The 22,198-nt window shown below is 63.1% G+C and carries 21 protein-coding genes; 14 read left to right on the forward strand and 7 right to left on the reverse strand.

Going from position 1 to position 22,198, the window contains the following annotated elements:
- From RT424_RS15325 to RT424_RS15340, 4 genes are all read right to left on the reverse strand, one after another.
- The coding region (locus RT424_RS15325) for a c-type cytochrome (RefSeq protein WP_313440051.1) at nucleotides 1-1,160 on the reverse strand (1,160 nt) is incomplete at its 3' end.
- A 5-nt stretch (nucleotides 1,161-1,165) separates the two neighbouring features.
- Nucleotides 1,166-2,941: a GMC family oxidoreductase gene (locus tag RT424_RS15330; RefSeq protein WP_313440054.1), complete on the reverse strand. Its 1,776-nt coding sequence runs from the start codon at nucleotides 2,939-2,941 to the stop codon at nucleotides 1,166-1,168.
- Nucleotides 2,942-3,001: 60 nt separating this feature from the next.
- Entirely contained in the window at nucleotides 3,002-3,727 is a 726-nt protein-coding gene (locus RT424_RS15335) for a gluconate 2-dehydrogenase subunit 3 family protein (protein ID WP_313440057.1), read from the reverse strand.
- Nucleotides 3,728-4,009: 282 nt separating this feature from the next.
- The gene (locus tag RT424_RS15340) at nucleotides 4,010-5,176 is read right to left on the reverse strand and encodes a carbohydrate porin (protein WP_313440059.1); all 1,167 of its coding nucleotides are present in this window, start codon (nucleotides 5,174-5,176) and stop codon (nucleotides 4,010-4,012) included.
- Between the two features lie 368 nt (nucleotides 5,177-5,544).
- Between RT424_RS15340 and RT424_RS15345 the strand changes: the two genes are divergently transcribed.
- The 3 genes from RT424_RS15345 to RT424_RS15355 all read left to right on the forward strand — a co-directional run bounded on the left by RT424_RS15345 (nucleotide 5,545) and on the right by RT424_RS15355 (nucleotide 9,717).
- Nucleotides 5,545-6,594, forward strand: a complete 1,050-nt coding sequence (locus RT424_RS15345; protein ID WP_313440062.1) for a LacI family DNA-binding transcriptional regulator — start codon at nucleotides 5,545-5,547, stop codon at nucleotides 6,592-6,594.
- A gap of 260 nt (nucleotides 6,595-6,854) precedes the next feature.
- Nucleotides 6,855-8,198 (forward strand): MFS transporter, encoded by a 1,344-nt coding sequence (locus tag RT424_RS15350; protein ID WP_313440065.1) that lies wholly within the window; start codon nucleotides 6,855-6,857, stop codon nucleotides 8,196-8,198.
- Between the two features lie 187 nt (nucleotides 8,199-8,385).
- On the forward strand, nucleotides 8,386-9,717 hold the full coding sequence (locus RT424_RS15355; protein WP_313440068.1) for a carbohydrate porin: 1,332 nt from the start codon (nucleotides 8,386-8,388) through the stop codon (nucleotides 9,715-9,717).
- A gap of 33 nt (nucleotides 9,718-9,750) precedes the next feature.
- Here the strand turns inward: RT424_RS15355 and RT424_RS15360 are convergent, their stop codons facing one another.
- Nucleotides 9,751-10,653: a LysR family transcriptional regulator gene (locus RT424_RS15360; RefSeq protein ID WP_313440071.1), complete on the reverse strand. Its 903-nt coding sequence runs from the start codon at nucleotides 10,651-10,653 to the stop codon at nucleotides 9,751-9,753.
- A gap of 98 nt (nucleotides 10,654-10,751) precedes the next feature.
- Here RT424_RS15360 and RT424_RS15365 point away from each other — a divergent pair, with 98 nt between their 5' ends.
- Together RT424_RS15365 and RT424_RS15370 are read left to right on the forward strand one after the other, a co-directional pair.
- Nucleotides 10,752-11,399, forward strand: coding sequence for an RraA family protein (locus RT424_RS15365; RefSeq protein ID WP_313440074.1), 648 nt, complete (start codon nucleotides 10,752-10,754; stop codon nucleotides 11,397-11,399).
- Nucleotides 11,400-11,422: 23 nt separating this feature from the next.
- Nucleotides 11,423-12,301: an NAD(P)-binding domain-containing protein gene (locus RT424_RS15370; protein ID WP_313440077.1), complete on the forward strand. Its 879-nt coding sequence runs from the start codon at nucleotides 11,423-11,425 to the stop codon at nucleotides 12,299-12,301.
- A gap of 167 nt (nucleotides 12,302-12,468) precedes the next feature.
- On the opposite strand, the gene RT424_RS15375 is transcribed toward RT424_RS15370, so the two are convergent.
- On the reverse strand, nucleotides 12,469-12,939 hold the full coding sequence (locus tag RT424_RS15375; protein ID WP_313440080.1) for an Lrp/AsnC family transcriptional regulator: 471 nt from the start codon (nucleotides 12,937-12,939) through the stop codon (nucleotides 12,469-12,471).
- A 94-nt stretch (nucleotides 12,940-13,033) separates the two neighbouring features.
- Here RT424_RS15375 and phhA point away from each other — a divergent pair, with 94 nt between their 5' ends.
- From phhA to RT424_RS15420, 9 genes are read left to right on the forward strand one after another with little or no spacing between them, the layout of a single operon-like run.
- Entirely contained in the window at nucleotides 13,034-13,897 is an 864-nt protein-coding gene (gene phhA / locus RT424_RS15380) for a phenylalanine 4-monooxygenase (RefSeq protein WP_313440083.1), read from the forward strand.
- Entirely contained in the window at nucleotides 13,894-15,138 is a 1,245-nt protein-coding gene (locus tag RT424_RS15385; protein WP_313440086.1) for an amino acid aminotransferase, read from the forward strand. Before phhA ends, RT424_RS15385 begins: the two co-directional genes overlap by 4 nt.
- A 22-nt stretch (nucleotides 15,139-15,160) precedes the next feature.
- Nucleotides 15,161-16,201: a 4-hydroxyphenylpyruvate dioxygenase gene (gene hppD / locus RT424_RS15390; protein ID WP_313440089.1), complete on the forward strand. Its 1,041-nt coding sequence runs from the start codon at nucleotides 15,161-15,163 to the stop codon at nucleotides 16,199-16,201.
- A 4-nt stretch (nucleotides 16,202-16,205) separates the two neighbouring features.
- Entirely contained in the window at nucleotides 16,206-17,531 is a 1,326-nt protein-coding gene (gene hmgA / locus RT424_RS15395; RefSeq protein ID WP_313440091.1) for a homogentisate 1,2-dioxygenase, read from the forward strand.
- A 3-nt stretch (nucleotides 17,532-17,534) separates the two neighbouring features.
- Nucleotides 17,535-18,836 (forward strand): fumarylacetoacetase, encoded by a 1,302-nt coding sequence (gene fahA, locus RT424_RS15400; protein ID WP_313440093.1) that lies wholly within the window; start codon nucleotides 17,535-17,537, stop codon nucleotides 18,834-18,836.
- The gene (maiA, locus tag RT424_RS15405) at nucleotides 18,833-19,477 is read left to right on the forward strand and encodes a maleylacetoacetate isomerase (RefSeq protein ID WP_313440094.1); all 645 of its coding nucleotides are present in this window, start codon (nucleotides 18,833-18,835) and stop codon (nucleotides 19,475-19,477) included. Before fahA ends, maiA begins: the two co-directional genes overlap by 4 nt.
- Nucleotides 19,474-19,839: a Rieske (2Fe-2S) protein gene (locus RT424_RS15410; RefSeq protein WP_313440096.1), complete on the forward strand. Its 366-nt coding sequence runs from the start codon at nucleotides 19,474-19,476 to the stop codon at nucleotides 19,837-19,839. Before maiA ends, RT424_RS15410 begins: the two co-directional genes overlap by 4 nt.
- Nucleotides 19,840-19,873: 34 nt before the next feature.
- Nucleotides 19,874-20,539, forward strand: coding sequence for an SDR family oxidoreductase (locus RT424_RS15415; RefSeq protein ID WP_313440098.1), 666 nt, complete (start codon nucleotides 19,874-19,876; stop codon nucleotides 20,537-20,539).
- The gene (locus RT424_RS15420) at nucleotides 20,532-20,864 is read left to right on the forward strand and encodes a 4a-hydroxytetrahydrobiopterin dehydratase (RefSeq protein ID WP_313440100.1); all 333 of its coding nucleotides are present in this window, start codon (nucleotides 20,532-20,534) and stop codon (nucleotides 20,862-20,864) included. The genes RT424_RS15415 and RT424_RS15420 overlap by 8 nt, the downstream gene beginning before the upstream one ends.
- Before the next feature lies 1 nt (nucleotide 20,865).
- Here RT424_RS15420 and RT424_RS15425 read toward each other — a convergent pair whose 3' ends face one another.
- Complete coding sequence (locus RT424_RS15425; RefSeq protein WP_313440102.1) at nucleotides 20,866-22,194, reverse strand: CapA family protein; 1,329 nt, start codon at nucleotides 22,192-22,194, stop codon at nucleotides 20,866-20,868.
- Nucleotides 22,195-22,198 lie beyond the last annotated feature (4 nt).

Genomic DNA, 22,198 nt, shown 5'->3' on the forward strand with positions numbered 1-22,198 from the left:
GTGGAAGCGGCGGGGCCACCGCCCAGCATGACATGGATTGCGCTGGCGGCATCGTCGGACTGCAAGGCCTGGTTGCCCGCGAAAGCCGGAGTCATGTTGCCCATGCCTTCGCCCCGAACGCCGTGGCAGGCCGAGCAGTTCACCTCGTAGCGCAGCGCCGCGCGCTTCATGGCAGGACTGCTGGCGGAAATGGCTTCGGGGCGCTGTCTGTCCGAAGCCGGCAGCGACTTGAGGTAGACACCCATGGCCTTGACGTCGGCATCGGAAAGGTACTGGAGCGAATGCTCGACCGCTTCCGCCATGGGACCGGCGGCAATCGCCGTCCGATCACCGCCGGTCTTGAGATATTCGGCGATCTCGCCCGCCGAAGCCTTGCCCAGCCCGAAGTGATGGTTGCCGGTCAGATCGGGCGCGTACCAGTAGCCGACACGGCCGCCTTGCAGATAGTATCCCGAGCTTTCCGCACCAAGCAGGTTGCGGGGGGTGTGGCAGGCCGAGCAGTGGCCGCCGCCGTCGACGAGGTAGCGACCCCGCTCCCATTCCGCGGACCGTCCGGGCGTTGGCGCAAGTGGCTTTCCATCGTAGAACAGCAAGTCCCAGCCCGCCATCGCCAGACGGATGCTGAACGGGAACATCATGCCCCCGTTTTCGTCCACCGTATTCGCGACCGGTTCCACCGTGGACATGTAGGCCCATAGATCGTGCATGTCTCGATCGGTGAGCTTGGCATAGGCGGTGTAGGGCATGGCGGGATAAAGGTAGCCCTTGGTCCCCTGCCCATGGCGCACGGCATTAAAAAAGTCCCGCTCGGTCATCGCGCCGATACCGGTGTGCCGATCGGGCGTGATGTTCGACGAAAGGATCGTCCCGAAGTCCGTGTCGAAGCGGTGGCCGCCGGCGAATTCGCCTTTCGACGAATTGTGACAGGCCGCGCAGTCGGCGGCGCGCATCACGTATTCGCCGCGGCGGATCGCCGCCCGATCGGTGATCTTCGCATCGGCGAGCGCGATTCTGTCGTCCGCCACATCGGAACGGGAGGTGTCCAGTGCGGAGCGGGCCCTGGCACCCACGCCGACGGCTCCGACGAGAACGGCAACGCTGGCGATCAGCGCAATGCGCTTCCAGTTGCGCTTGGGTTCGGCTTTAACGGTCGAGTCCATGAACCTCATCCTCGGGCGAGCAGCGCGGGGTTATGCACATAAGTCTGATGGATGGCCTGGGCCGTGCGGATCGCAAGGGCGCCAACGGTCCCGGTCGGGTTGTATCCGGCGTTGTTGGGGAACGCGGAAGCACCGACGACGAACAGGTTATGTGCGTCCCAGCTCTGAAGCCATCGATTGACGGCCGAGCTGGCGGGATCGTCGCCCATCACCGCGCCGCCGATCACATGATCCGAGGCGACGACGGCGGTGGTGAAAGCCTTGTCAGCGAAATTGAAGCCCGAAACGTGGGCCGCGCCCATCTCGCGGGCGATCTCGACCGCGCGGTCCATGGTGTACTTGGCCATGTTGCGGTCGCTCTGGGCATAGTCGTAAGTCAGGCGCAGCAAGGGCACCCCGAACCTGTCGCGGTAAGTTGGGTCGAGATCGAGCGTCGCGGCCTTGGTGGGCATCGAGCAGCCCTGGTTGAAGATCGTGCCGTAGTTGCGATAGTACTTGGCGTAGCCCTTCTTAAACCCGCTGCCCCAGCGCGGCGTGCCCGGCGGCAGGTTGCCGGCCTTGGCGATGGGCGCGCCATCGCGCGAGAGCGTCAGGATGCCGGCCCCGCCGATGAAATCCAGATTCGAGTGATCGAAGTTGTCGCCGTTATAGTCGTCGATCTGCGAACCCAGGCCACCGGTGCCGATGAACGGGTTGATCTGCTCGTCCTCGAACCACATGTCAGTGCCCGATACGGTCTGGAAGCTGAAATTGCGCCCGATCGTGCCCTCGCCCGTCCGGGGATCGTAGGTCTTGCCGATGCGGGAGTTCAGCAGGATGCGAACGTTGTCGACCTGGAAAGCCGTCAGGCAGACGATATCGGCAGGCTGTTCGACTTCCCGTCCGTGCTCGTCGATGAAAGTGACGCCCGTGACCGTCTTGCCGTCGGCGGCCTTGTTCACCCTGGTGACGACGGACTTGGTGATGATCTTGAAGTTCGGGCGGCGCACCAGAACCGGGAAGATGCAGGCCTGCGGGCTCGATTTGGAGAAGTTGCCGCAGCCATAGGCGAGGCAGAAACCGCAATAGGTACAGGCGCCCATGGTGACGCCCAGCGGGTTCACATAGGCCTGCGAGATATTGGCGCAGGGAATCGTGAATGGATGCAGGCCCATGCGCGTGGTGGCGTCGTTGAACAACTCCATCATCCGCAGGGTCTTGAGCTTCGGCGTGGGATAGTCGCGGCTGCGCGGTCCTTCGAAGACGTTGCCATCCGGGCTGATCTTGCCCTTGATGTTGCCCGCCTGGCCCGAAATGCCGGCAATGCGCTCCCAACGGTCGTAGAACGGTTCCAACTCGTCGTAGGTAACGCCCCAGTCCTGCAACTGCATCTCGCCGTCTTCGGCCTTCTTGCGTCCGTAGCGCTCGATCGTCTTCGAGCGGACCTGGAAATCCCAGGGGGAGAAACGCCAGGCCATCCCGGCCCAGTGAAAGCCGGCTCCACCGACGCCGCCGCCCATCTCGAAGATCCCGAAATCGCGCAAGGGTGCGGCCACCTGCCCGGCATGGTTTCGGAAAGTCACGGTGTTGTCGCGCGGGGGCGAGAACAGTTCCTTGCGCTGCCCCCATCGCAGCTCGTCGGGATCCACGGCAGGCGGCGTATGCGTGGACGTGTCGATCCAGGGCCCACGATCGATCGCCACCACGTTGAGCCCGGCGCGGGTAAGTTCCTCGGCCATGAGCGACCCAGACCAGCCGAGCCCGACCACCACTACGTCTGCCTTGGGCAGTTTGCTTGCCATGTCGTATTGCTTTCTTGAATTTTACCGCCGGGTTCGTGCCGGGAAAGGTCCAGGAGCAGCTCAGTCCTTGGGAATGAGGCTTACCGGTTCGAGCCCGAGATCCTCCCCGGTGCGGTCGGCATAGAGGCGGTAGTCATAACGGGCGCCGGGGAAGCCGATCATCTTCCAGCCGGCCATGTCCTTGTTGCCGCCGTACATCGGGTCGGCGAAGTAGCCTTCACGCACATTGGACAGCATGAGTTCGAAAAAGGCCTTGGTGTTCACCTCCGGGGCAAGCTCGATCGTGCCGTTTTCCATTCCGGTCAGGATCGCGTCCTGCTGCTCGGGCTTGAGATCGGCAAAAGACGTCCGATGCGTGCGCTGCGCGTGGGCTTCCAGTGCGCGCAGACCCGTCTCGTAACGCTCGCGCGGGGTGCCGATGAACTGCGGCTTCTGCATCAGTTCATCGCCACCAGGCGCTTGGGGACCGGAGCGATAGAGCATGGCGCCATTACCGAAGGAACCGGCAAGCTGGGCGTCGAGAAAATCTACGCAGCCCGCCTCGCTGGCCGACGGCCCCAGTTCGTCACCGGGGATCAACCTATCGAAAGCCGCCGAAACGGTACGCCGGTCGATATCGCGCACGAGCACCTGGGGCTTGCCGCCCTGCGGCGCCGGAACCGGCATGAAAGCCTGATCCAGAGCCATGTCTTGCGGAAAGCCCTGCATTTCGCTTGCCAGGAGCTTGGCTGCAGGCACGGCACCAACGGCAATACCCAGCGAGGACAGGATTTCCCTTCGTTTCATCGAACAGACCTTTGCTTCACCACGGCCGGCATCCCGCTCGTCACGCCAACGCCCTGCGTAGCCGCGTGGCCCCGCGTCGACGAGGCACGTCAATGCCGAATGCTGATGCCGATCCATCTTGCGAACGAGCCGGGATCGGAAAACCCCCGCAGGGTTCCGATAGCCATCCGACCTCCAGTTCCGCCGTTCGCCCTTATTGACGCGGCACAAGCCGGGCAAGACGATTTCAACTCCGAACCTATGCATCCTGAACGATTCTCTCATTTTGAGAGACAGTATCGTTCACAGGCTGATCGAAGTCCGCGCACCGACGATAATCGCGTCCGGGTTGGCGGACGTGCCTCCGGGCCGGTGTATCCACTGCACGTCAGGACGAACCTGAAGAAAACGCGTTACCTGAACGCCATAGAACAGTTCCACTGCGTTCTCGCCGGATCCCGGCAATCCGTCGTCCGAACCCAGCGCCAACCGCTCGCGGCGGTAGTCGGCCAGGCGTCCGTTGAGGTGATTGGCACTGACGGCAAGGCCTATCTGATCCTGCGGCCTGCGCGAAATGGGGCCGGTCCAGACGACACCGACGGCGAATGAGCGGTCTACCGTGCTGGTCGCGGTGTCGGCCAGGGTCGCATTGAAGAACGCGGTGACATTACGGGACGAGTCTCCTGTGTCGGTCGGGAACCGGGCGACGATGCTTGCATAGCCGCCATAGGACCCCCGCTTTTTCAGATGAGGCATTCCGCTTTGCGCTGCCGATCCGCGATTGTTGTCGAGATAGACGTCATCGCGTGCGGCCGTGCTGTACCATCCTCCGAACTTCATCGACGCCTGTCCGGCCGCACCCAGCCGGGGCGACCAACCCAGCTCAACCGGGACGAGCGCACCCGTACCGCCGGAGGGACTCAGGACATCCAGGAATCCGTTCTTGAGATTGCGCGGATTGACCTGATAGATACCGGCCTTGAGGTATGTCTTCTGGCCGGTCTTCACTTTGGCAATCGCACCCCACTGGCTGATTGGGTAGTTGTACCAGTAGTCTGAAACGATGTTGCCGACCTGGTTGCCGCAATAGGACAGGTTGACGAAATTGCAGTCGAATTCCTCGAAGTCGCTACCGGGATTGCCTCGACCGAACCGCAGGGAGAGACGATCGTTCATAAATTTCTGGTCGATCCACAGCTGCGAAATGCGCGCGACGTTCCCCCGACCGAAAATCTCCTGCGGGCCAAGCAAGGCGCCGATTCCTGACCGCGCATTGATCCCCTGCCCGTCGCGATGCGAGATCGACAGCGTAACCGCCGCCCCGTTCCAACCGCCCAGACGCTCCAGATCAGCCTGTCCCGTGAAGGAAGCTTGCCCGGCGTGAACGAGGGCGTCGCTCGATCCGCCGCGTACGGCAACAAGGTCTTCCGAGGTGTAGTTGAGGACGAAATCGAAGCCGTCTTCTTTCAACTGCTCCTTCCATGACCAATACGCCGTCAGTGTATCGAGAGGCTCTGGGCTCCCTTCCGCCGATCCCCCTGCGGCATCCCATTTTCGATCGGAGCCCGCCTGCCTTGCCGAAGCAGCCAGGGGCGAGACGGAAAGAGCGCCAAGCAATACGCCGATAGCCATCAGGCTCACGCGCTTTCGAACACAGCGGATCGTCGGCAGGCTGGGAAGGAAGGTTGGGTGCATAACGCTTATGTCCGTGGAGAAAGGGCGGCGACCCGGCACGGTCACATGGCGGCGCCTCTCTTCTCTCCCAGCGACATCTTCAAGCTTGCCTGAGATTATCTCTCAGAATATCACCCCGACCGCATCATAGGATGAAATCATTTATGAAAGATTCTGAAACATCCTCCCGCCCCACGATTTTCGAGCTTGCGCAGGCAGCCGGTGTCAGTGTCTCGACCGTTGATCGCGTGCTCAACGGGCGCAACCCCGTTCGCCAGATGACAGCGGACCGAGTACTTGAAGCGGCTGAACGGATCGGCTTCCGAGGTCTGACTGCTATTCGTCACCGTGTCGCCAACTCGCGGCCGGTCGGCCGACTTGGCTTCCTGCTCCAGCTCCCCCGACAGCAGGAATATCGAATGTGGGGGGAGAGCCTTGCCGAAGCGACGCGGGCCAGCACTTTGATACACGGGCGGCCGATCGTCCGTTTCCTCGACGACCTGTCGCCCGAGAACATCGTCGAGAACCTGCTGGCGCTGAGCCGGGACGTGGATGCGCTGGCCCTCGTCGCTGCGAACCACCCCAAGATCAATCACGCGGTGGATATGCTGGCCGCCGATAACGTGGCGGTTTTCACCCTTGTCACCGAACTCAGCGCCCGCGGCGTAGCAGGACATGTCGGTATCGACGACATGAAAAAAGGCAGAACGGCAGCCTGGTTCGTCCATGGGTTGTCCCATCGGCCTTGCCAGGCGGCAGTGCTGATCGGCAACGCTCGATATCTCAGCCAGGATCTCGCGGAAGCCGGTTTTCGCAGCTATCTGCGCGAGCATGCTCCCGACCTGGAGTTGATCCACACCGACGCCACGCGCGAAGACGACAGCCAGGCCTATTCCATTACCACCAAGCTGCTCCGCGACGCCCCGGACCTTGCCGGAATATACGTCGCCGGCGGCGGGATAGGCGGCGTCATCGCTGCTTTGCGGGATCACACAGGTGCGCGCTCGCGGCCGACCGTCGTCGTTAACGAATTGACCAATGAAACCCGTGCCGCCCTCGCCGACGGCGTGGTAAAGGTCGTCCTATCTCATCCCGCCGCCGAGATGGCACAAACCGCTGTAAAAGTAATGGCCAGGGCGCTGATCGGCCAACCGGAAACGGGACAGCGCCAGCATTTGCTTCCTTTCGAGATATTCGTCTCGGAAAACATCTGATTATCTGCCCATTGCTTTCGATCCGATCGGATGGAGTCAGATAAGCCTCTCCAAATAAAATGATCAGCCTCATGGAATTTCTGGGCAATTCAGTTTTCAAGCGGGGATGATCCAAGCCGAGCACATCCGCTCTCCGTGCCCCGCCCAAAGCCTTTGACATTCCGCGAAAGAATGCTTTCGGGCGAATATATATCCTTTTTATTATGGCGCGTTTCAACGCATATCGGCCCCTCCCACGTAAGAAGGGACCAGGAGAGAGAATGTCCGCCTCAGTCGCAAAAGTGCCCGATCATGCACATTCGCCAACCACCAGGTTCCGGTGGATCGTCCTGTCGGTCATTTTCGTGGTCTACATGTTGGCGGCCGCCGACCGTGCAAACATCGGCATCGTGCTTCCCCATGTTCAGGATGAGTTCGGAATATCCAATTCCCAGGCGGGTATCATCGTTAGCCTCTTCTTCCTGTTCTATTCGCTCGGCCAGGTTCCGGCAGGATTGCTGATCGGAAAGATCGGTGTGCGTGTTTCTGCGCCTTTGGCGATTGCCCTGACATCGGCGTCCACGCTGCTGATCGGGACCGCCGGATCTCTCGGTCTGATCAAGTTCTATCGCGGCCTTCTCGGCGTGGCGGAAGCCGCTTTGCCGCTGTCGATGCTGGCCACGATCAATCGCTGGTTCCCGGCGAAAGAGAAAGGCACCGCCACCGGAGCATTCCTCGCCGCGGCAAAGCTCGGCGCCGTCATCGCGCCGCCGCTCGGCGCCCTGATCATCGCCAAGAGCGACTGGCGGATGGTGTTCATCATCTTCGCCATTCCGGGCGTTTTCCTGGCCCTGACCTGGTGGCTGCTCGTGCCCAACGATCCCAGGTCGAGCCGCTTCGTCAGTGAGAGCGAAGCCGATTACATCGAAGAGGCCAGCGTTGCCGGAAACCGCTCGGCCTCCGGCGATCGCGGCGACTTCGGGACTGTCGACCGCCTTCTGCGCTACCGCCCGATCGACGAGATCCACGGCACGAAGTCGGTCTTCAAGTCCTGGAACATCTGGGGTTGCGGCCTAGGCTACCTGCTGATGACCGGCGTCGTCAACGTATTGCTGGCATGGTTGCCGAAGTACCTGACCGAAGTTCGTCACCTCGCCCTGATGGAAGTGGGCTTCATCGCCTCGCTGCCTTTCGTCGGCGGTGTCGCGGGGAATCTCGTCGGCGGATGGTTTTCCGATCGCGTCCTGGGCAAGCGTCGCAAGCCGACGATGATGATCAGCGCCATCGCGACATGCGTGATGATGGCGTTTCTAGTCTTCATGCCCGACAGCATCGTCCTGGTCAGCCTGCTGCTGTTCAGCGCCGGATTTCTGCTCAACCTGGGCTACTCGGCCTACACGGTCTATCCGATGGGCTTCACGTCAAAGCCGACTTACCCAGTCGCCGCATCGCTCGTGAACACGGCTGGACAGGCGGGTGGCGCGCTTGCTCCGCTTGTCACCGGCATGCTGCTCGACCTCTACGACTGGAACGCCGTCTTCCTGTTCCTGTCGGCGTGCTCGATGACCGCCCTGCTCCTCTTGGCCACCATCGTCGAGCCGGCAGACCACCCGGCACGGGGCTGACAAGCTTCCAACCATGAGGTAAAACATGTCGCTGGCATTCTGCCTGGCATGCGCCGTCCCCATGGTGGCGCAGGGGATAGGTGCGTCCCTGCCCGAACTTCCCTCAAACGTTCGAACAGACGAACAGACGGTTCCCGCCGATGCCTCCCCAAGTCAGTCGGAGGAGGGCTGGCCAGAGGGGGAGCAGGTGAACGGGGACAGGGCGGAACCGGAAGCCGCAGCATCGGCGGCCGTGCCGCCCCAGATCCACGAAGCTCTGCCGCCACCTGCGAAAGCTCCCACACCTACCGCATCCGCAAGCTCCGGCGAAGGCGGTGCTACCAGGGGGATCCTAGGCGACTGGGCCGGAATTCGCCCAGCCTTGGGCGACATCGGCCTCACCCCGCGCGCGCAGTACATCTGGTTTCCGGTCTACAACCTGACCGGAGGTACTGAATCCAAGTTCCGGCAGGCGGGCCAGGCAACTTTCGGGCTCACCGCGGACCTCAAGAAGATCGCCGGAGTGGCCGGGGGCAGCTTTCAGCTGCTGATCACCAAGCGGCACGGCAAAAACCTGAGCACGGAAGCCGGGATCGGCCTGCTGAATTACGCTCAGGCGATCTTTGGGGCGGGCACCAACTGGCGTTTGTCCCAGATGTTCTACCGCCAGAAATTCGGTCGCTTCGACATCAAGATCGGCCGGATGAGCATGGGCGAGGATTTCGCGACGGGCGAGTGCTATTTCGAAAGCCTGTATTTCTGCGGCACGAAGCCATCGCATACGTTCGGGGGCAACTTCTACAATCCGCCAACCAGCGTCTGGGCCACCCGGATCCGCATCAACGACAAGCTCGGCTATACCGAAACAGGCGTCTACGAACTGAACCCGGTGAACGGCCGCAAGGGCTTCTACCTCGGCTTCAAGGGCCGCACCGGTGTACTCCTGCCGTTCGAACGTGGTTTCGATGTCAAGCTGGGTGGCAATCCCAAGCTGGCCGGAACCTATCGGATCGGTTTCTGGTATGACACCTCCCGTTCGAACGATCTGGTCTATGACGTAGACGGCGGCTTTTTTTCCATGACCGGCGAGCCGCGCCGCATGTATCGCGGGCGATCCGGCATCTATATCGTCGGCAAGCAGGTGCTGCGTGCGGCGCGCGCCGATGGAGCGGGTTCGGTCCAGGCCTTCTTCAGCGCGGTCAGGACGGATCGGCGCACCGTTCGGGTCGATAACCTGGTTGTCGGCGGCGTCATTGCATCGGGACTGATCGCCGGACGACCCAAGGACCAGCTCGGCATCGGGATCGGTCGGGTTCATCCCAATGGCCGCCTGAAGAAGCTGGCCATCGCCAACAGCCTGGCGAACGGCACCCCGATACCGCGGATCGGCGCCGAATATGCCACCGAAATCAACTATTCCATCAGCGTCACGCAAGGGTTGAGCCTCAGGCCCAATCTGCAATGGTACATCAATCCCGGCGGCCGCAAGGACCGCGCAAACTCGCTCATCGCCGGGATGGGGGTTTTTGCGATCTTCTGATACTGTTTGGAAGGTGGTCTAGGAGTTTATGCCCTAGCCACTCTGGAGTTGGGTTGTGAAGTCGCAGCTCCCCTGGGCGATCTCCGCCACCTGAAGCAGGAATTCTGATGGTCGATCAACCCGGAACATTGCGGAGTATGGCACTCTTGGCAATACCGGATCGGTGTGAATGACAGCGAGCTTTCCTTCATTGATCATCGGCTGAAAGCACCCCACCGGCAGATATGTCACGCCAAGTCCGGCGGCGGTCAGTCCCAGCACCGCCATCAGACTGTCCGACGATAACGTCTTGGGCAAGTCGATCCCGCGCGCGCGCAGCCATTTGCTGAAGAACAGGCCGGAGCCCGATTGCTCGCCCTGGATGATGATCGGGTGACGCGCGAGATCCGACATCCGGGTAATCCCGCGTGCGTCGACGAGTCCCGGACGCGCCATCCACGCATTCTCGACCTCGGCCAGGTGGACGCTTGTTACCTCCGGTACGAGAAAGGTGCGGGGCACGATGATGAGATCGAGCTGATCGTCGAGAAGCCGCGATTGCAGGCTGCGGCTCATATCCACGTCAGGATGGATCTCGATCCCCGGAAAGCGGTCGAGCAAGGCTGTCACGAGCCGAGGCAGCCACGTCCATGCCGTCAACTCCGTAACGCCCAGACGGAGCCGGCGCTTGGAATATCGATTGCCATCCCGCAGCGTATGAATGCGCTCCGACAAAACGAGCATCTCGCGCCCGATGGACAGCAGTTCCTCGCCATGCTCGGTCAGGCGCGCCCCACGATTGCCGCGATCGAAAAGGGTCAGGCCAGTAGTGGCCTCAAGCTCCTGCACACGCTTGGATATGGCCGACTGCGTGGTGTTGAGCCGGGATGCGGCGCGTTCGAAAGTTCCGAGCTGCTCGATCCAATGCAGAGCTTCGATTTGCCGCAGCGTCACCATGTCACATTCCTAAAATGCATGAACAAGCATGTATTGTTATCGCTTGTCCTCCTGGCGAGCATAAGACTAGTCCGACTGCACAATCAAGGAGGGGCCAGATGACCCAGACTTCAGGATCGCCCATCACCGAAGCCGTTCGGGGCGACGACGATTTGGTCGAGCAGTTCACGCGCACATCAACATCCATCATCAGCGACAACCTAAGCCGTCTTCCCGGCGGCAACGGCGTCCGTCCGTTTCATCGGATCGAAGGCGTGATGGCGGGCCGGGCCCTCACCGTAAGGGTTCCTGCCGGAGACAACCTTTTCATTCACAAGGCTCTGGAACTGATCGTCCCTGGCACGGTGCTGGTCGTGGACGGCGGCGGCGACACCGCGCGTGCGCTGATGGGCGAAATCATGGCCACGATCGCCGAAGTGCGCGGTGCCGCCGGTGTCATCATCGACGGCGCCATTCGCGATGCCGGAACGATCGGGCGCTCTTCATTTCCGATCTTTGCGCGCACGGCAAACCATCGCGGCCCTTACAAGCATGGGCCGGGTGAAATCGGCGTGCCGGTTTCGATCGGGGGGATGGTGGTGCGCACGGGCGACATCATCGTCGGTGACGAAGATGGCGTCGTCGCATTCGACCCGGCGATTGCCGCTGATCTCTACGCCGCCTGCCTCAAGACCGAGGCGATGGAAGTGGAAATGATCGCTTCCATCCGCGCCGGCACGTACAAGGGTGCCTACGCCGCGCATTGAGCGAATTCGCAAAGGATGTTGAAGTGACTATTGCTATAATCGGCTGCGGTGAAGTCGGCCTGATCTATGCCACCGCCTTTGAAGAGGCCGGCCATTCTCTCGCCCTGTGCGATCTGCGCCCCTCTGAACGCGCGCTGGCATTTGCCCACGAGCGCGGCCTGCAACTCCATCCTGCTCCGGGCGCATGGATTGCCAACTGCGACATCGTGGTATCCGTGGTGTTCGGAACGGTCTCGCTCGCGGTTGCGAAGCAGGCCCTTGCCGAGATGAAAGCCGGGGCGCTTTACGTCGACATGACCACCGCCGACCCTGCCGCCATTCGTGTGGCCGCCGCGCTCGCCGCCGAACAAGGGGTGGACTATGCAGATGTGGCGATACTGGGAGCGGTCGCCCTGTCGGGACGCCGGACCAACCTGCTGGGCGCGGGTTCCGGCATCGCTGCCACGGCAGCCCTGTTCGACGCGATCGACGCGCCGTTCAAGCAGGTAGAGGACGGAACGGCAGGCGATGCCGCGGCGATCAAGATCCTGCGCAGCGTCTTCACGAAGGGGCTGGAAGCCCTGACCGTCGAATGCTTCCTGGCGGCAGACCAGCAAGGCGTTACCGACAAACTCCACGATGCCCTGTCGGATATCGACCAGGCATCTCTCCGGGATTTCCTCGGCACCCTCATCCGCACCCACGTCGTTCATGCCGGTCGCCGCCTGAAGGAAGTGGAGGAAGCCGAACGTCAGCTCAAGCAGGCGGGGCTTCCCGTAGCGGTTCTGCCGGGCGTCAGGGCGCTGTTCGAACGGACCAAGACCCGTATCGAAGCCTCTCCGCTTCCCGGAGTTCCGGCTACCGTCGAAGAAGCTTTCGCCTACCTTCAGGCTGCTCCCGCACCCGTTGCAGCTGCTTCCTGATCCCTCCTGCAAGGCGGTCGCCTGCACAATCTTGCCGGCTTTTAGAGCAGTTGATTCGATTACGTCGGATCAACTGCTCTACGTTTTTGCTTTGCCGCAATGTTCCAATCGGAATTCACCGGGAAATCGCATTTTCCATCCGTATGAACAATCTCACAACGGCGTATTCACAAAGGATATACTGTAGTGTATTTTGTCATAGATAACGCAAAGTGAGACGACGCACCTGAAACAGATGGATGGGACAGCAGCGTGTCCATAAGAAATTTGTTGTAATCCGACACATCGGAAACGACTATTCTCAAAAGATAGTCCCAATCTCCGGACATGGAAAAACATTCCACGATTTCCGGATGTATGTTGACGAAGTCTTCGAATAGTTTTCGCGCATCGGGAGCATGGCTACGCATCCGAATGTTGCAAAGCACGTTCACGTCGCGCTCTATGGACGAAGGGTCAACGAGGCGAACACTTTGCAAGAGCACCCCAGCCTGCTCCAACGCCTTGATACGGCGCCAACACGAAGCTGCGGATGCGCCGACCTGGTCCGCAAGATCACTATGGGTGAGGGACGCATCGACCTGCAACAATGAAACGATCCGGCGATCCAATGCATCCAGTTGATGTGAACGTTTCATCTACACCCGCAATGTCGAAAAATGGTTTCGCATAATTGCATTTTCATGCGATATTAGAAACCCTTTTTCATCTCCGCCGTGCAAAAACGGCGTCATGGCCACTGAAACGATAATACGCCCGGAAGGCGCCGCGCAGGATTGGACCATTCCCCAGGACTGGAACACCTACACGCGAGACGAACATGCGATGTGGGATACCCTGTTCGAGCGGCAGGCGCAGATGCTGCAAGGCCGCGTCGTACAGGAATTTCTCGACGGACTCGACGTGCTGCGCATGACCCGGCCCGGCATTCCCGATTTTGCGGAACTGTCCGAAAGACTGATGGAGCGCACCGGCTGGCAGGTGGTGGCCGTGCCCGGGCTGGTACCCGACCGGGTGTTCTTCGAACATCTCGCCAATCGCCGCTTCGTAGCGGGGCGGTTCATCCGGAAGCCCGAGCAGCTGGACTACCTGCAGGAGCCGGACATCTTTCACGATGTCTTCGGCCACGTGCCGCTGCTGGCGAACCCGGTATTCGCGGACTACATGCAGGCTTACGGCGAGGGCGGCCTGCGGGCCGACGGCATGGGCGCGATCGACAATCTGGCGCGGCTTTATTGGTACACGGTCGAATTCGGCCTGATCCGCCAAGGAGATGCGCTGAAGCTGTACGGTGCGGGCATCGTCTCCTCCTACGGCGAATCCGTGTTCGCGCTGGACGATCCTTCGCCCAATCGCCTGGGGTTCGACCTGAAACGGCTGATGCGCACCCGCTACCGGATCGACGACTACCAGCAGAGCTACTTCGTGATCGACAGCTTCGAAGATCTCCTGCGGCAGACGGTCGAAACCGACTTCGCCCCGCTTTACCGCGAAGTTGCGCAGGAACCGGACCTCGACGTCGCGACGATCCTGCCGGAAGACCGCATCTACACCACTGGAACGCAGGCTTACGCCGCCGCCAAGGAATCATCATGACCGACCACGCCCTTCTCGACGCTGCCCCTGTCCCCGCTTCGGTACTTGGCCGCGGCACCGCTACGCTCCAGAATGCGTTTGCCGGGCTGCTCGAACAGCCGGCGGACGGGCTGCTGGGCCTGATCGCGCTGCATCGCGCCGACCCCCGGCCCGAGAAGATCGACCTTGGTGTCGGCGTATTCCGCAACGATGCAGGCGCCACGCCGGTAATGCGCGCGGTAAAGGAAGCGGAGGAGATACTGCTGGGCAGTCAGGACACCAAGTCCTACCTCGGCGCGGAAGGCGATGTCGCCTATGCCGAACTCCTGGCCGAAATCGCGCTGGGCCGCGCCCTTGCCGGGTCGGAGCGGATCGTCGGCGTGCAGACGCCCGGCGGCACCGGGGCGTTGCGCCTGGGCGCGGAGCTGCTGGCCCGTGCGCGCCCACAGGCCAGCGTCTGGATCGGCAATCCCACCTGGCCCAACCACGCCCCGATCTTCGCCGAGGCCGGGCTATCGGTTAAGACCCATCGCTTCTACGACGTGGCCCGTGCCACGATAGATTTCGACGGCATGGTGCACGATCTGGCGCAGGCCGCTCCCGGTGACATTCTGCTGCTCCATGGCTGCTGCCACAATCCCACCGGCGCCGCCCTGTCCAACGAAGAGTGGCAGGCGATCGCCAGCTTATGCGCGGACCGGGGCCTGATCGCATTCGTCGATCTGGCGTATCAAGGCCTCGGCGATGGACTTGAGGAGGATGCCCAGGCCACCCGGATGCTGTTCGAGGCGTTGCCCGCCGTCATCCTGGCCTATAGCTGCGACAAGAATTTCGGCCTCTATCGCGAACGTGTGGGCGCGCTCTGGGTGCAGGCACCCGGCACGCAGGTGGCCGCCACCGTGCGTGGCAACATGCTGTCGCTGGCGCGCGGAATCTGGTCCATGCCGCCCGACCACGGGGCCGCCGTGGTGCGCACCATCCTGGAACACCCCGAACTGCGCGCGGACTGGGCCCGCGAACTGGACGAAATGCGCCATCGCATCAACCTGCTGCGCCAGACCGTCGCCGCGCAGGATTCGCGCCTTGGCTTCATCGCCCGGCAACGCGGCATGTTCGCCATGCTTCCAGTGGACGGCGTGGCCGTGGCCGCGATGCGCCGTGACAACGGCATCTACATGGCCGGCAATGGCCGCATCAATATCGCCGGGCTGACAGCGCAGAACGTGCCGCTGTTCGTTGCCGGCCTCGCACCCCATATCTGATCCGCATCGAGAGGACTTTCCCATGACCGATACCACCAACCCGCTTGGCCTCAACGGTTTCGAATTCGTCGAATTCACCTCGCCCGATCCCGATGCGATGGCCGCGCAGTTCGAACAGCTGGGCTTCGTGCCCACGCACCGCCATCCCACCAAGAACGTGACCCGCTACAAGCAGGGCCGCATCAACCTGATGCTCAACCGCGATGACGAGGGCCGCGTTGCCGCCTTCCGGGGCGAGCATGGCCCGTCCGCCAGCGCGATGGCCTTCCGCGTCGCCGATCCCGAAGCGGCCATGGCATGGGCGCTGGAGCATGGCGGCAAGCGCACCGATGAGGACGACACCGTCATCCAGGGCATCGGCGGCTCCTATCTCTACTTCATCCAAGACGGACGCGACCTCTATGCCGATTGGACGGCGATCGACGGCTGGGAGCAGGCTGAAGCCGAGAACAACGTCGGGCTGGACCTGCTCGACCACCTGACGCACAACGTGCGCCGGGGCCAGATGCGCGTGTGGAGCGAATTCTACCGCACCCTGTTCAACTTCGAGGAACAGAAGTATTTCGACATCAAGGGGCAGGCCACCGGCCTGTTCAGCCAGGCGATGATCGCTCCCGACAAAGCCATCCGCATCCCCCTCAACGAAAGCCAGGACGACAACAGCCAGATCGAGGAGTTCATCCGTCAGTACAACGGCGAGGGCATCCAGCACCTCGCCCTGACGACGGATGACATCTACGACACCGTGGAGCGCCTGCGCACGCGAGGCGTAAAGCTTCAGGACACCATCGAGACCTATTACGAACTGGTCGACAAGCGCGTGCCCGGCCATGGCGAGGACGTGGAGCGCCTGAAGAGGAACCGCATCCTGATCGACGGCAGCGTGGAGAATGAAGAGGGCATACTGCTCCAGATCTTCACCGAGAACATGTTCGGCCCGATCTTCTTCGAGATCATCCAGCGCAAGGGGAACGAAGGGTTCGGCAACGGCAATTTCCAAGCGCTGTTCGAGAGCATTGAGCTGGACCAGATCCGGCGCGGCGTCATCACCGTTGACGCCTGAGGCGATGGTGCAGCCCCCTTCCCCTTCAGAGCGCGTGCTTCCCGGCTTCGGCAACCTGCATTCCACCGAGGCCGTGGCCGGCGCCCTGCCGATCGGGCGCAATTCTCCGCAGCGCGTGGCCCATGGCCTTTACGCCGAACAGTTTTCGGCCACCGCCTTCACGGCCCCGCGCAACGAGAATTACCGCAGCTGGCTATACCGCATGCGGCCCACGGCCGCCCATGCGCGGTTCCAGCCTCACCAGCAGGAAAGCCTGCTGCGTTCGGGGCCTTTCGCGGAACGGGCACCGTCGCCCAATCGTCTGCGCTGGAATCCGCTGCCGCTGCCGGGGGAACCCGTCGATTTCGTGGACGGGCTGGTTACTTATGCGGGCAACGGCGATGTGGCGACCGGGGTGGGCTGCGGCATTCACCTCTACGCCGCGAACCGCTCGATGGTGGACCGCGCGTTCTTCTCGGCTGACGGCGAACTGCTGATCGTACCCCAGGCGGGCAGCTTGCGTCTGGTCACGGAAATGGGCGTGCTGACCGTGGCGCCCTTGCAGATCGCCCTGGTTCCGCGCGGCATCCGCTTCCGCGTGGAGCTGGTGGATGGGCCGGTGCGCGGCTACGTTTGCGAGAATTACGGCTCTCTGTTCCGGCTGCCCGATCTGGGGCCGATCGGGTCCAACGGCCTGGCCAACCCGCGCGACTTCGAAGCCCCCGTAGCCGCGTTCGAGGATGTGGAGCGCCCTTGCGAGATCGTGCAGAAGTTTCAGGGGCGCCTGTGGACGACGACGCTGCCGCACAGCCCGTTCGACGTGGTCGCCTGGCACGGCAATGTCGCGCCCTATCGCTACGATCTGAGCCGGTTCAACACGATCAACACCGTCAGCTACGATCATCCGGACCCGTCGATCTTCACGGTCCTGACCAGCCCGAGCGATACCCCCGGCACCGCCAACCTCGATTTCGTGATCTTCCCGCCGCGCTGGATGGTGGCTGAGGACACGTTCCGGCCGCCGTGGTTCCATCGCAACGTGATGAGCGAGTTCATGGCCCTGATCCACGGCGAATACGATGCCAAGGCCGGAGGTTTCGCGCCCGGCGGCGCATCGCTGCACAATTGCATGTCGGGCCACGGGCCGGATGTGGCCAGCCATGACAAGGCAGTTGCGGCCACCTTGGCGCCCGTCCGGATCGACGGCACGATGGCCTTCATGTTCGAAAGCCGTTACCCGATCGCGGCCACGGCCTGGGCCATGGATACCGATCTGCTGCAAGACGATTACGATGATTGCTGGACCGGCTTTCGCAAGGCCCAGCTTCCCGCGACACATGGAGATTCCTGACAAATGACTTGGTGGCAGACCGACGAGACGCATGCCCCCGAGCTGACCAGCTGGGTGGAAAGCGCCAACGGCCATTCCGATTTTCCGATCCAGAACCTGCCGTTCGGGCTGTTTTCCCCGGCCGGGCAAGCGGCGCGAGTCGGCGTTGCCATCGGCGACATGATCCTGGACCTGGAAGGTTGCCATGCCGCAAACCTGCTGGAGAGCGTGTCGCTGCCCCCCTTCCATGGGGATGGCGTGAACGCCCTGCTGGCCATGCCGCAGGATGCCAAGCGGGCATTGCGCCGACGCCTGAGCCGGCTGCTTGCCGATGAAGCCCAGCGCGATGCCGTCAGTCCGCATCTCCACGCGGCGGCGGACTGCACCTTGCATGTGCCGGCCCGGATCGGGGACTACACCGATTTCTACGTCGGCATCCATCACGCCAACAATGTCGGGCGCCAGTTTCGCCCGGACAATCCGCTGCTGCCCAACTACAAGTACGTGCCGATCGGCTATCACGGTCGCGCCTCCTCGATCCGCGCGTCCCATGTGCCGGTGCGTCGCCCCGTGGGCCAGCGCAAGCCGCCCGAGGCGGATAGCCCGATCGTCGGCCCGACCACGCGGCTCGATTACGAACTGGAACTCGGCGTCTGGATCGGCGCGGGCAATGAACTGGGCACCAGCGTCCCGATCGCCGACGCCGCGCAGCATGTCGCGGGCTTCTGTCTGCTGAACGACTGGTCGGCTCGCGATTTCCAGGCCTGGGAATACCAGCCGCTGGGACCGTTCCTGGCCAAGAATTTCCAGTCCACCATCTCGCCCTGGGTCGTGACGTGCGAAGCGATGGCGCCGTTCCGCCTGGCCCAGCCCGCCCGCCCCGAAGGCGATCCCGCGCCCCTGCCCTATCTGCTCGACGAAGCCGACGAGCAGCACGGCGCACTGGCGCTGACGCTGGAGGTCTTCCTGCTCACCGCCCGGATGCGGGACGCTGGGGAAGCGCCTGCGCAGCTCAGCCGCGGCCCGGCGACAAGCATGTACTGGACCGTCAACCAGATCGTCGCTCATCACGCCTCGAACGGCTGCAATCTCAATCCCGGCGACCTGCTGGGCACCGGAACGATCTCCGCGCCCACCCGCGACGGTTTCGGCAGCATGATGGAGCTGACCATCGGCGGCAAGGAGCCGATCACTCTGCCCAACGGAGAAACCCGCGCGTTCCTGGAGGATGGCGACGAAGTGATCCTGCGCGCCGCCGCTTCGGCACCGGGGGCAGTGTCGATCGGGCTGGGCGAATGCCGCGCCCGCATCCTGCCTGCGACATGACCGACCTGGTCCTGCATGGATACTGGCGCTCGTCGGCAGCCTATCGGGTGCGAATCGCGCTGAACCTGAAAGGCGCCGACTATCGGCAGCTCACGCACGACTTGCGCCAAGGCGCGCAGCGGTCGCCGGACTATCTTGCGCTGGCCCCGCACGGGCTGGTCCCGGCACTGGAATGTGACGGCAGCGTCCTGATCGAAAGTCCGGCCATCCTCGAATGGATCGATGCGCGCTGGCCCAGCCCGCCGCTGCTGCCGCGCGCCATCGACGATGCCGCCATCGTGCGCGCGATGGCGGCCCTGATCGGCTGCGACATTCATCCCCTCAACAACTTGCGGGTGCTGAACCGGCTGAAGTCCGATCTCGGTGCCAGCGGCGACCAGGTCCAGAGCTGGATCGCACATTGGATCGAGCAGGGCTTCTCGGCGCTGGAAACGCTGATCGCGCGCCACGGCCGGGGCTTTGCATTCGGCGACAGCGCCACCCTGGCCGACTGCTACCTCGTCCCGCAGGTCTACGGTGCGCGCCGCTTTGCCGTCGACCTGTCGCCCTACCCGCACCTGACTGCCGCTGCCGATGCCGCAGCCGCGCTTGAGCCATTTCAGAACGCCCATCCCGACGCGCAGCCCGACGCCGACCGATGACGCAGGAAACCATGCGCCTGAGCGCCACTCCCGCAGGCGTCAGGCTGTGCGAACTGGATACGTTGAAAACGGGCGCTGCCCGAAACTTCGTGCTCCAGATGCGCGCCGGGCGGTTCCACGGCTTCGTCGTGCGCGATGGAGACGATGTGACGGGCTATGTCGACCGTTGCCCCCATGCCGGCCTGCCGCTTGCCCAGAAGCTGGACGATTACCTGACCCCCGATGCGCGCCACATCGTCTGCAGCTGGCATGGCGCGATCTTCGACAGGACCGACGGCACCTGTCTGGGCGGCCCCTGCGCCGGACAGCGCCTGACGCCGTGGCCGGTCAGCGTCGCGGACGGCTGGCTCGTGACGGCCTGAAACACGTTACCACTCATTGTCGAAAGGCACAGAAATGCACGTCATCGTCACCGGATACTCCGGCGTACTAGGCAGGGCCGTCATCGCCGCCCTAAGCGAAAATGCGGACCGGGTCGTCGGGATCGATCAGGCGGCCGAACCGCTTGCCGCCACTGGCGTGCATCAGATCACCGGGGTGGACCTGACCGATCCCGAAGCCACCCGCAGCGCCATGCAGCAGGCGGCCTCCGTTCTGGGGCATGTCGATGCCGTGGTGCACCTCGTCGGCGCGTTCAGCTGGATTCCGGTGGAAACTTCGACCGTCGCGGACTGGCGTTCGCTCTATACCGCGAATGTCGAAACCACGCTGAACGTGGCGCAGGCGGCGCTGCTCTTCCTGGCGGAAGGCGGCAACATCACATGCGTGGGCGCGGCCTCCGCTCAACCTGCTGGTGCCGGAATGGCGCCTTACGGTGCATCGAAATCGGCGGTTGCGCGCCTGGTGGAAGGTCTGTCGCAGGAACTGCGCCCGCGCCGTATCCGCGTCAACGCCATCGCCCCGGCCATAATCGATACCCCGCGCAACCGCGCGGACATGCCCGATGCCGATCCTCGGGACTGGACCACGCCCGCGGCGATCGCCGAAGTCATCCGCTTCCTGTGCACGCCCGCATCCCGCGCCCTCAACGGCGCCGTAATCCCGGTGACGAACAATGCCTGACGCCGCAACGATTTCCCCGCTCTCCATCGAAGACCGCAATGCGGCGCTATCCGGGCTGCCCGGCTGGACCTACGACCCGGCGCGCCGGGCGTTTCACCGCAGGCTGGAACTGGCCGACTTCGCCCGCGCATTTGCCGTGATGACGCACATCGCCATCGAGGCGGAGAAGGCAGACCATCACCCGGAATGGAGCAACGTCTACAACCGCATCGACATCTGGCTGACAACCCATGACGCGGGCGACGTATCCGCGCGCGACGTGGCGCTGGCGCTGAAGATCAACGCGATCACGCCGCCACCCGCGCCCGAAACTCAACCGGCGTAAGTCAACCCGGCGTGTAGACGCCCAGCCCGCCGACAACCCGGATGGGTGTGCCCAGCGCCGCAGACTGTTCCCGCAATGCGCCGAGAATCCGCTCGGCGTCCTTGCCTTGCGCGGGCACGGGGAACCCGCGCGTCTGCCCTTTTCCTTCCCGCAGCATCATCGGGTGGAAGCGCACTTCCTTCAACTTGCGCCCATCGTAGGACGCCACGCCCAGTGCCGTTTCGAACCAGCTGTCAGGCAGCTTTAACGTCAGCTTGGCTTCCTTCGGCCCCTCTCCGGCCATCGTAACGGTGCGGTCCATGGCGAAGAACATGCTGCCCATGCCGTGGAAGATCGGCTTGCCCTGGTACATCTCCAGTCCCTTCGTCGCGTGAGGACCGTGCCGGACGATGACGTCGGCCCCGGCGTCGATCGCGTCGCGGAAGAAGCCGGGCAGGAAGTCCGCCGGGGCCGTATCCTCGTAGCCCCCTGACAACGTCTCGTGCGCATGGATCGACAGCGCGACATAGTCCGCCAACGACCGCGCCTCCGCCACCGACTTCAGGATCGCCGCCCGATCGGTGTCGCTGACGAGGTAGGTCATCCCCGTGCGATCCCCCACGCGGTAGACCACGTTGTTGATCCGCACTTGCGTGGCATCGGCCTTGGGAAGATCCTGCCCCTGCCACCCTATCCGGTGCGCGGTCCTGATAAGACCGTCCATCTCCTCGCGCGTCACCAGATTGACCGGGGAGACGCTCAGCGGATTGATGCCCGGACGGGGCGCGGTTCCGCGCACGCCGTCGCTGGCCGGTGACATGCCGGTGAAGCTGGACGCGCAGGCGATCAGGGCGACGGAGCCCTTCGGCGTCTGCAAAATGCCGGGACGGCGCGCGGCGGTCAGGCTTGCCCCAACCCCGGCGTGAACGAAACCGAGTTGGTCGAGCGCGGCCGTGGTCGCCGCCAGCCCGTCGTAACCCCAGTCCAGCGCATGGTTGTTGGCCCGTGACAGCAAGTTCACGCCCAACTTGCGCAGCAACAGGCCGTTCTGCGGATCGATGAGAGGATAGCCGCCGCCGTTCTCCGCCGAGGCATAGCCCTTGAAGGTTGCGGGATCGAACAGGTTGCCTTCCAGATTGGCGAAGGCCGCGTGGCTGCCGCCGATGAGGCCCGCCAGTTGCCGCACGTCGGGATCGTTCATATCGATCCTGTCGGTGCTCGGCCCCAGCAGGTCGCCTGCGGCCATAAAGCGGAAATCGGATGACCGGCCCGTCGCCGCGAGGGACCGTGTCCAGGCCAGGGATGCGCAGGCGGCGCCCGTACCGGCCAGCAGCCGACGTCTATCGATCATGGGG

This window comes from Novosphingobium sp. (genome assembly GCF_032093395.1).
Taxonomy (GTDB): Bacteria; Pseudomonadota; Alphaproteobacteria; order Sphingomonadales; family Sphingomonadaceae; genus Novosphingobium.

What these genes read in the sequence shown, in the direction of transcription:
- RT424_RS15330 (WP_313440054.1), bottom strand. Translation starts at nt 2,941, where the DNA reads ATGGCAAGCAAACTGCCCAAGGCAGACGTAGTGGTGGTCGGGCTCGGC.
- RT424_RS15335 (WP_313440057.1), bottom strand. Translation starts at nt 3,727, where the DNA reads ATGAAACGAAGGGAAATCCTGTCCTCGCTGGGTATTGCCGTTGGTGCC.
- RT424_RS15345 (WP_313440062.1), top strand. Translation starts at nt 5,545, where the DNA reads ATGAAAGATTCTGAAACATCCTCCCGCCCCACGATTTTCGAGCTTGCG.
- RT424_RS15350 (WP_313440065.1), top strand. Translation starts at nt 6,855, where the DNA reads ATGTCCGCCTCAGTCGCAAAAGTGCCCGATCATGCACATTCGCCAACC.
- RT424_RS15360 (WP_313440071.1), bottom strand. Translation starts at nt 10,653, where the DNA reads ATGGTGACGCTGCGGCAAATCGAAGCTCTGCATTGGATCGAGCAGCTC.
- RT424_RS15365 (WP_313440074.1), top strand. Translation starts at nt 10,752, where the DNA reads ATGACCCAGACTTCAGGATCGCCCATCACCGAAGCCGTTCGGGGCGAC.
- RT424_RS15375 (WP_313440080.1), bottom strand. Translation starts at nt 12,939, where the DNA reads ATGAAACGTTCACATCAACTGGATGCATTGGATCGCCGGATCGTTTCA.
- phhA (WP_313440083.1), top strand. Translation starts at nt 13,034, where the DNA reads ATGGCCACTGAAACGATAATACGCCCGGAAGGCGCCGCGCAGGATTGG.
- RT424_RS15385 (WP_313440086.1), top strand. Translation starts at nt 13,894, where the DNA reads ATGACCGACCACGCCCTTCTCGACGCTGCCCCTGTCCCCGCTTCGGTA.
- hppD (WP_313440089.1), top strand. Translation starts at nt 15,161, where the DNA reads ATGACCGATACCACCAACCCGCTTGGCCTCAACGGTTTCGAATTCGTC.
- hmgA (WP_313440091.1), top strand. Translation starts at nt 16,206, where the DNA reads ATGGTGCAGCCCCCTTCCCCTTCAGAGCGCGTGCTTCCCGGCTTCGGC.
- fahA (WP_313440093.1), top strand. Translation starts at nt 17,535, where the DNA reads ATGACTTGGTGGCAGACCGACGAGACGCATGCCCCCGAGCTGACCAGC.
- maiA (WP_313440094.1), top strand. Translation starts at nt 18,833, where the DNA reads ATGACCGACCTGGTCCTGCATGGATACTGGCGCTCGTCGGCAGCCTAT.
- RT424_RS15410 (WP_313440096.1), top strand. Translation starts at nt 19,474, where the DNA reads ATGACGCAGGAAACCATGCGCCTGAGCGCCACTCCCGCAGGCGTCAGG.
- RT424_RS15415 (WP_313440098.1), top strand. Translation starts at nt 19,874, where the DNA reads ATGCACGTCATCGTCACCGGATACTCCGGCGTACTAGGCAGGGCCGTC.
- RT424_RS15420 (WP_313440100.1), top strand. Translation starts at nt 20,532, where the DNA reads ATGCCTGACGCCGCAACGATTTCCCCGCTCTCCATCGAAGACCGCAAT.
- RT424_RS15425 (WP_313440102.1), bottom strand. Translation starts at nt 22,194, where the DNA reads ATGATCGATAGACGTCGGCTGCTGGCCGGTACGGGCGCCGCCTGCGCA.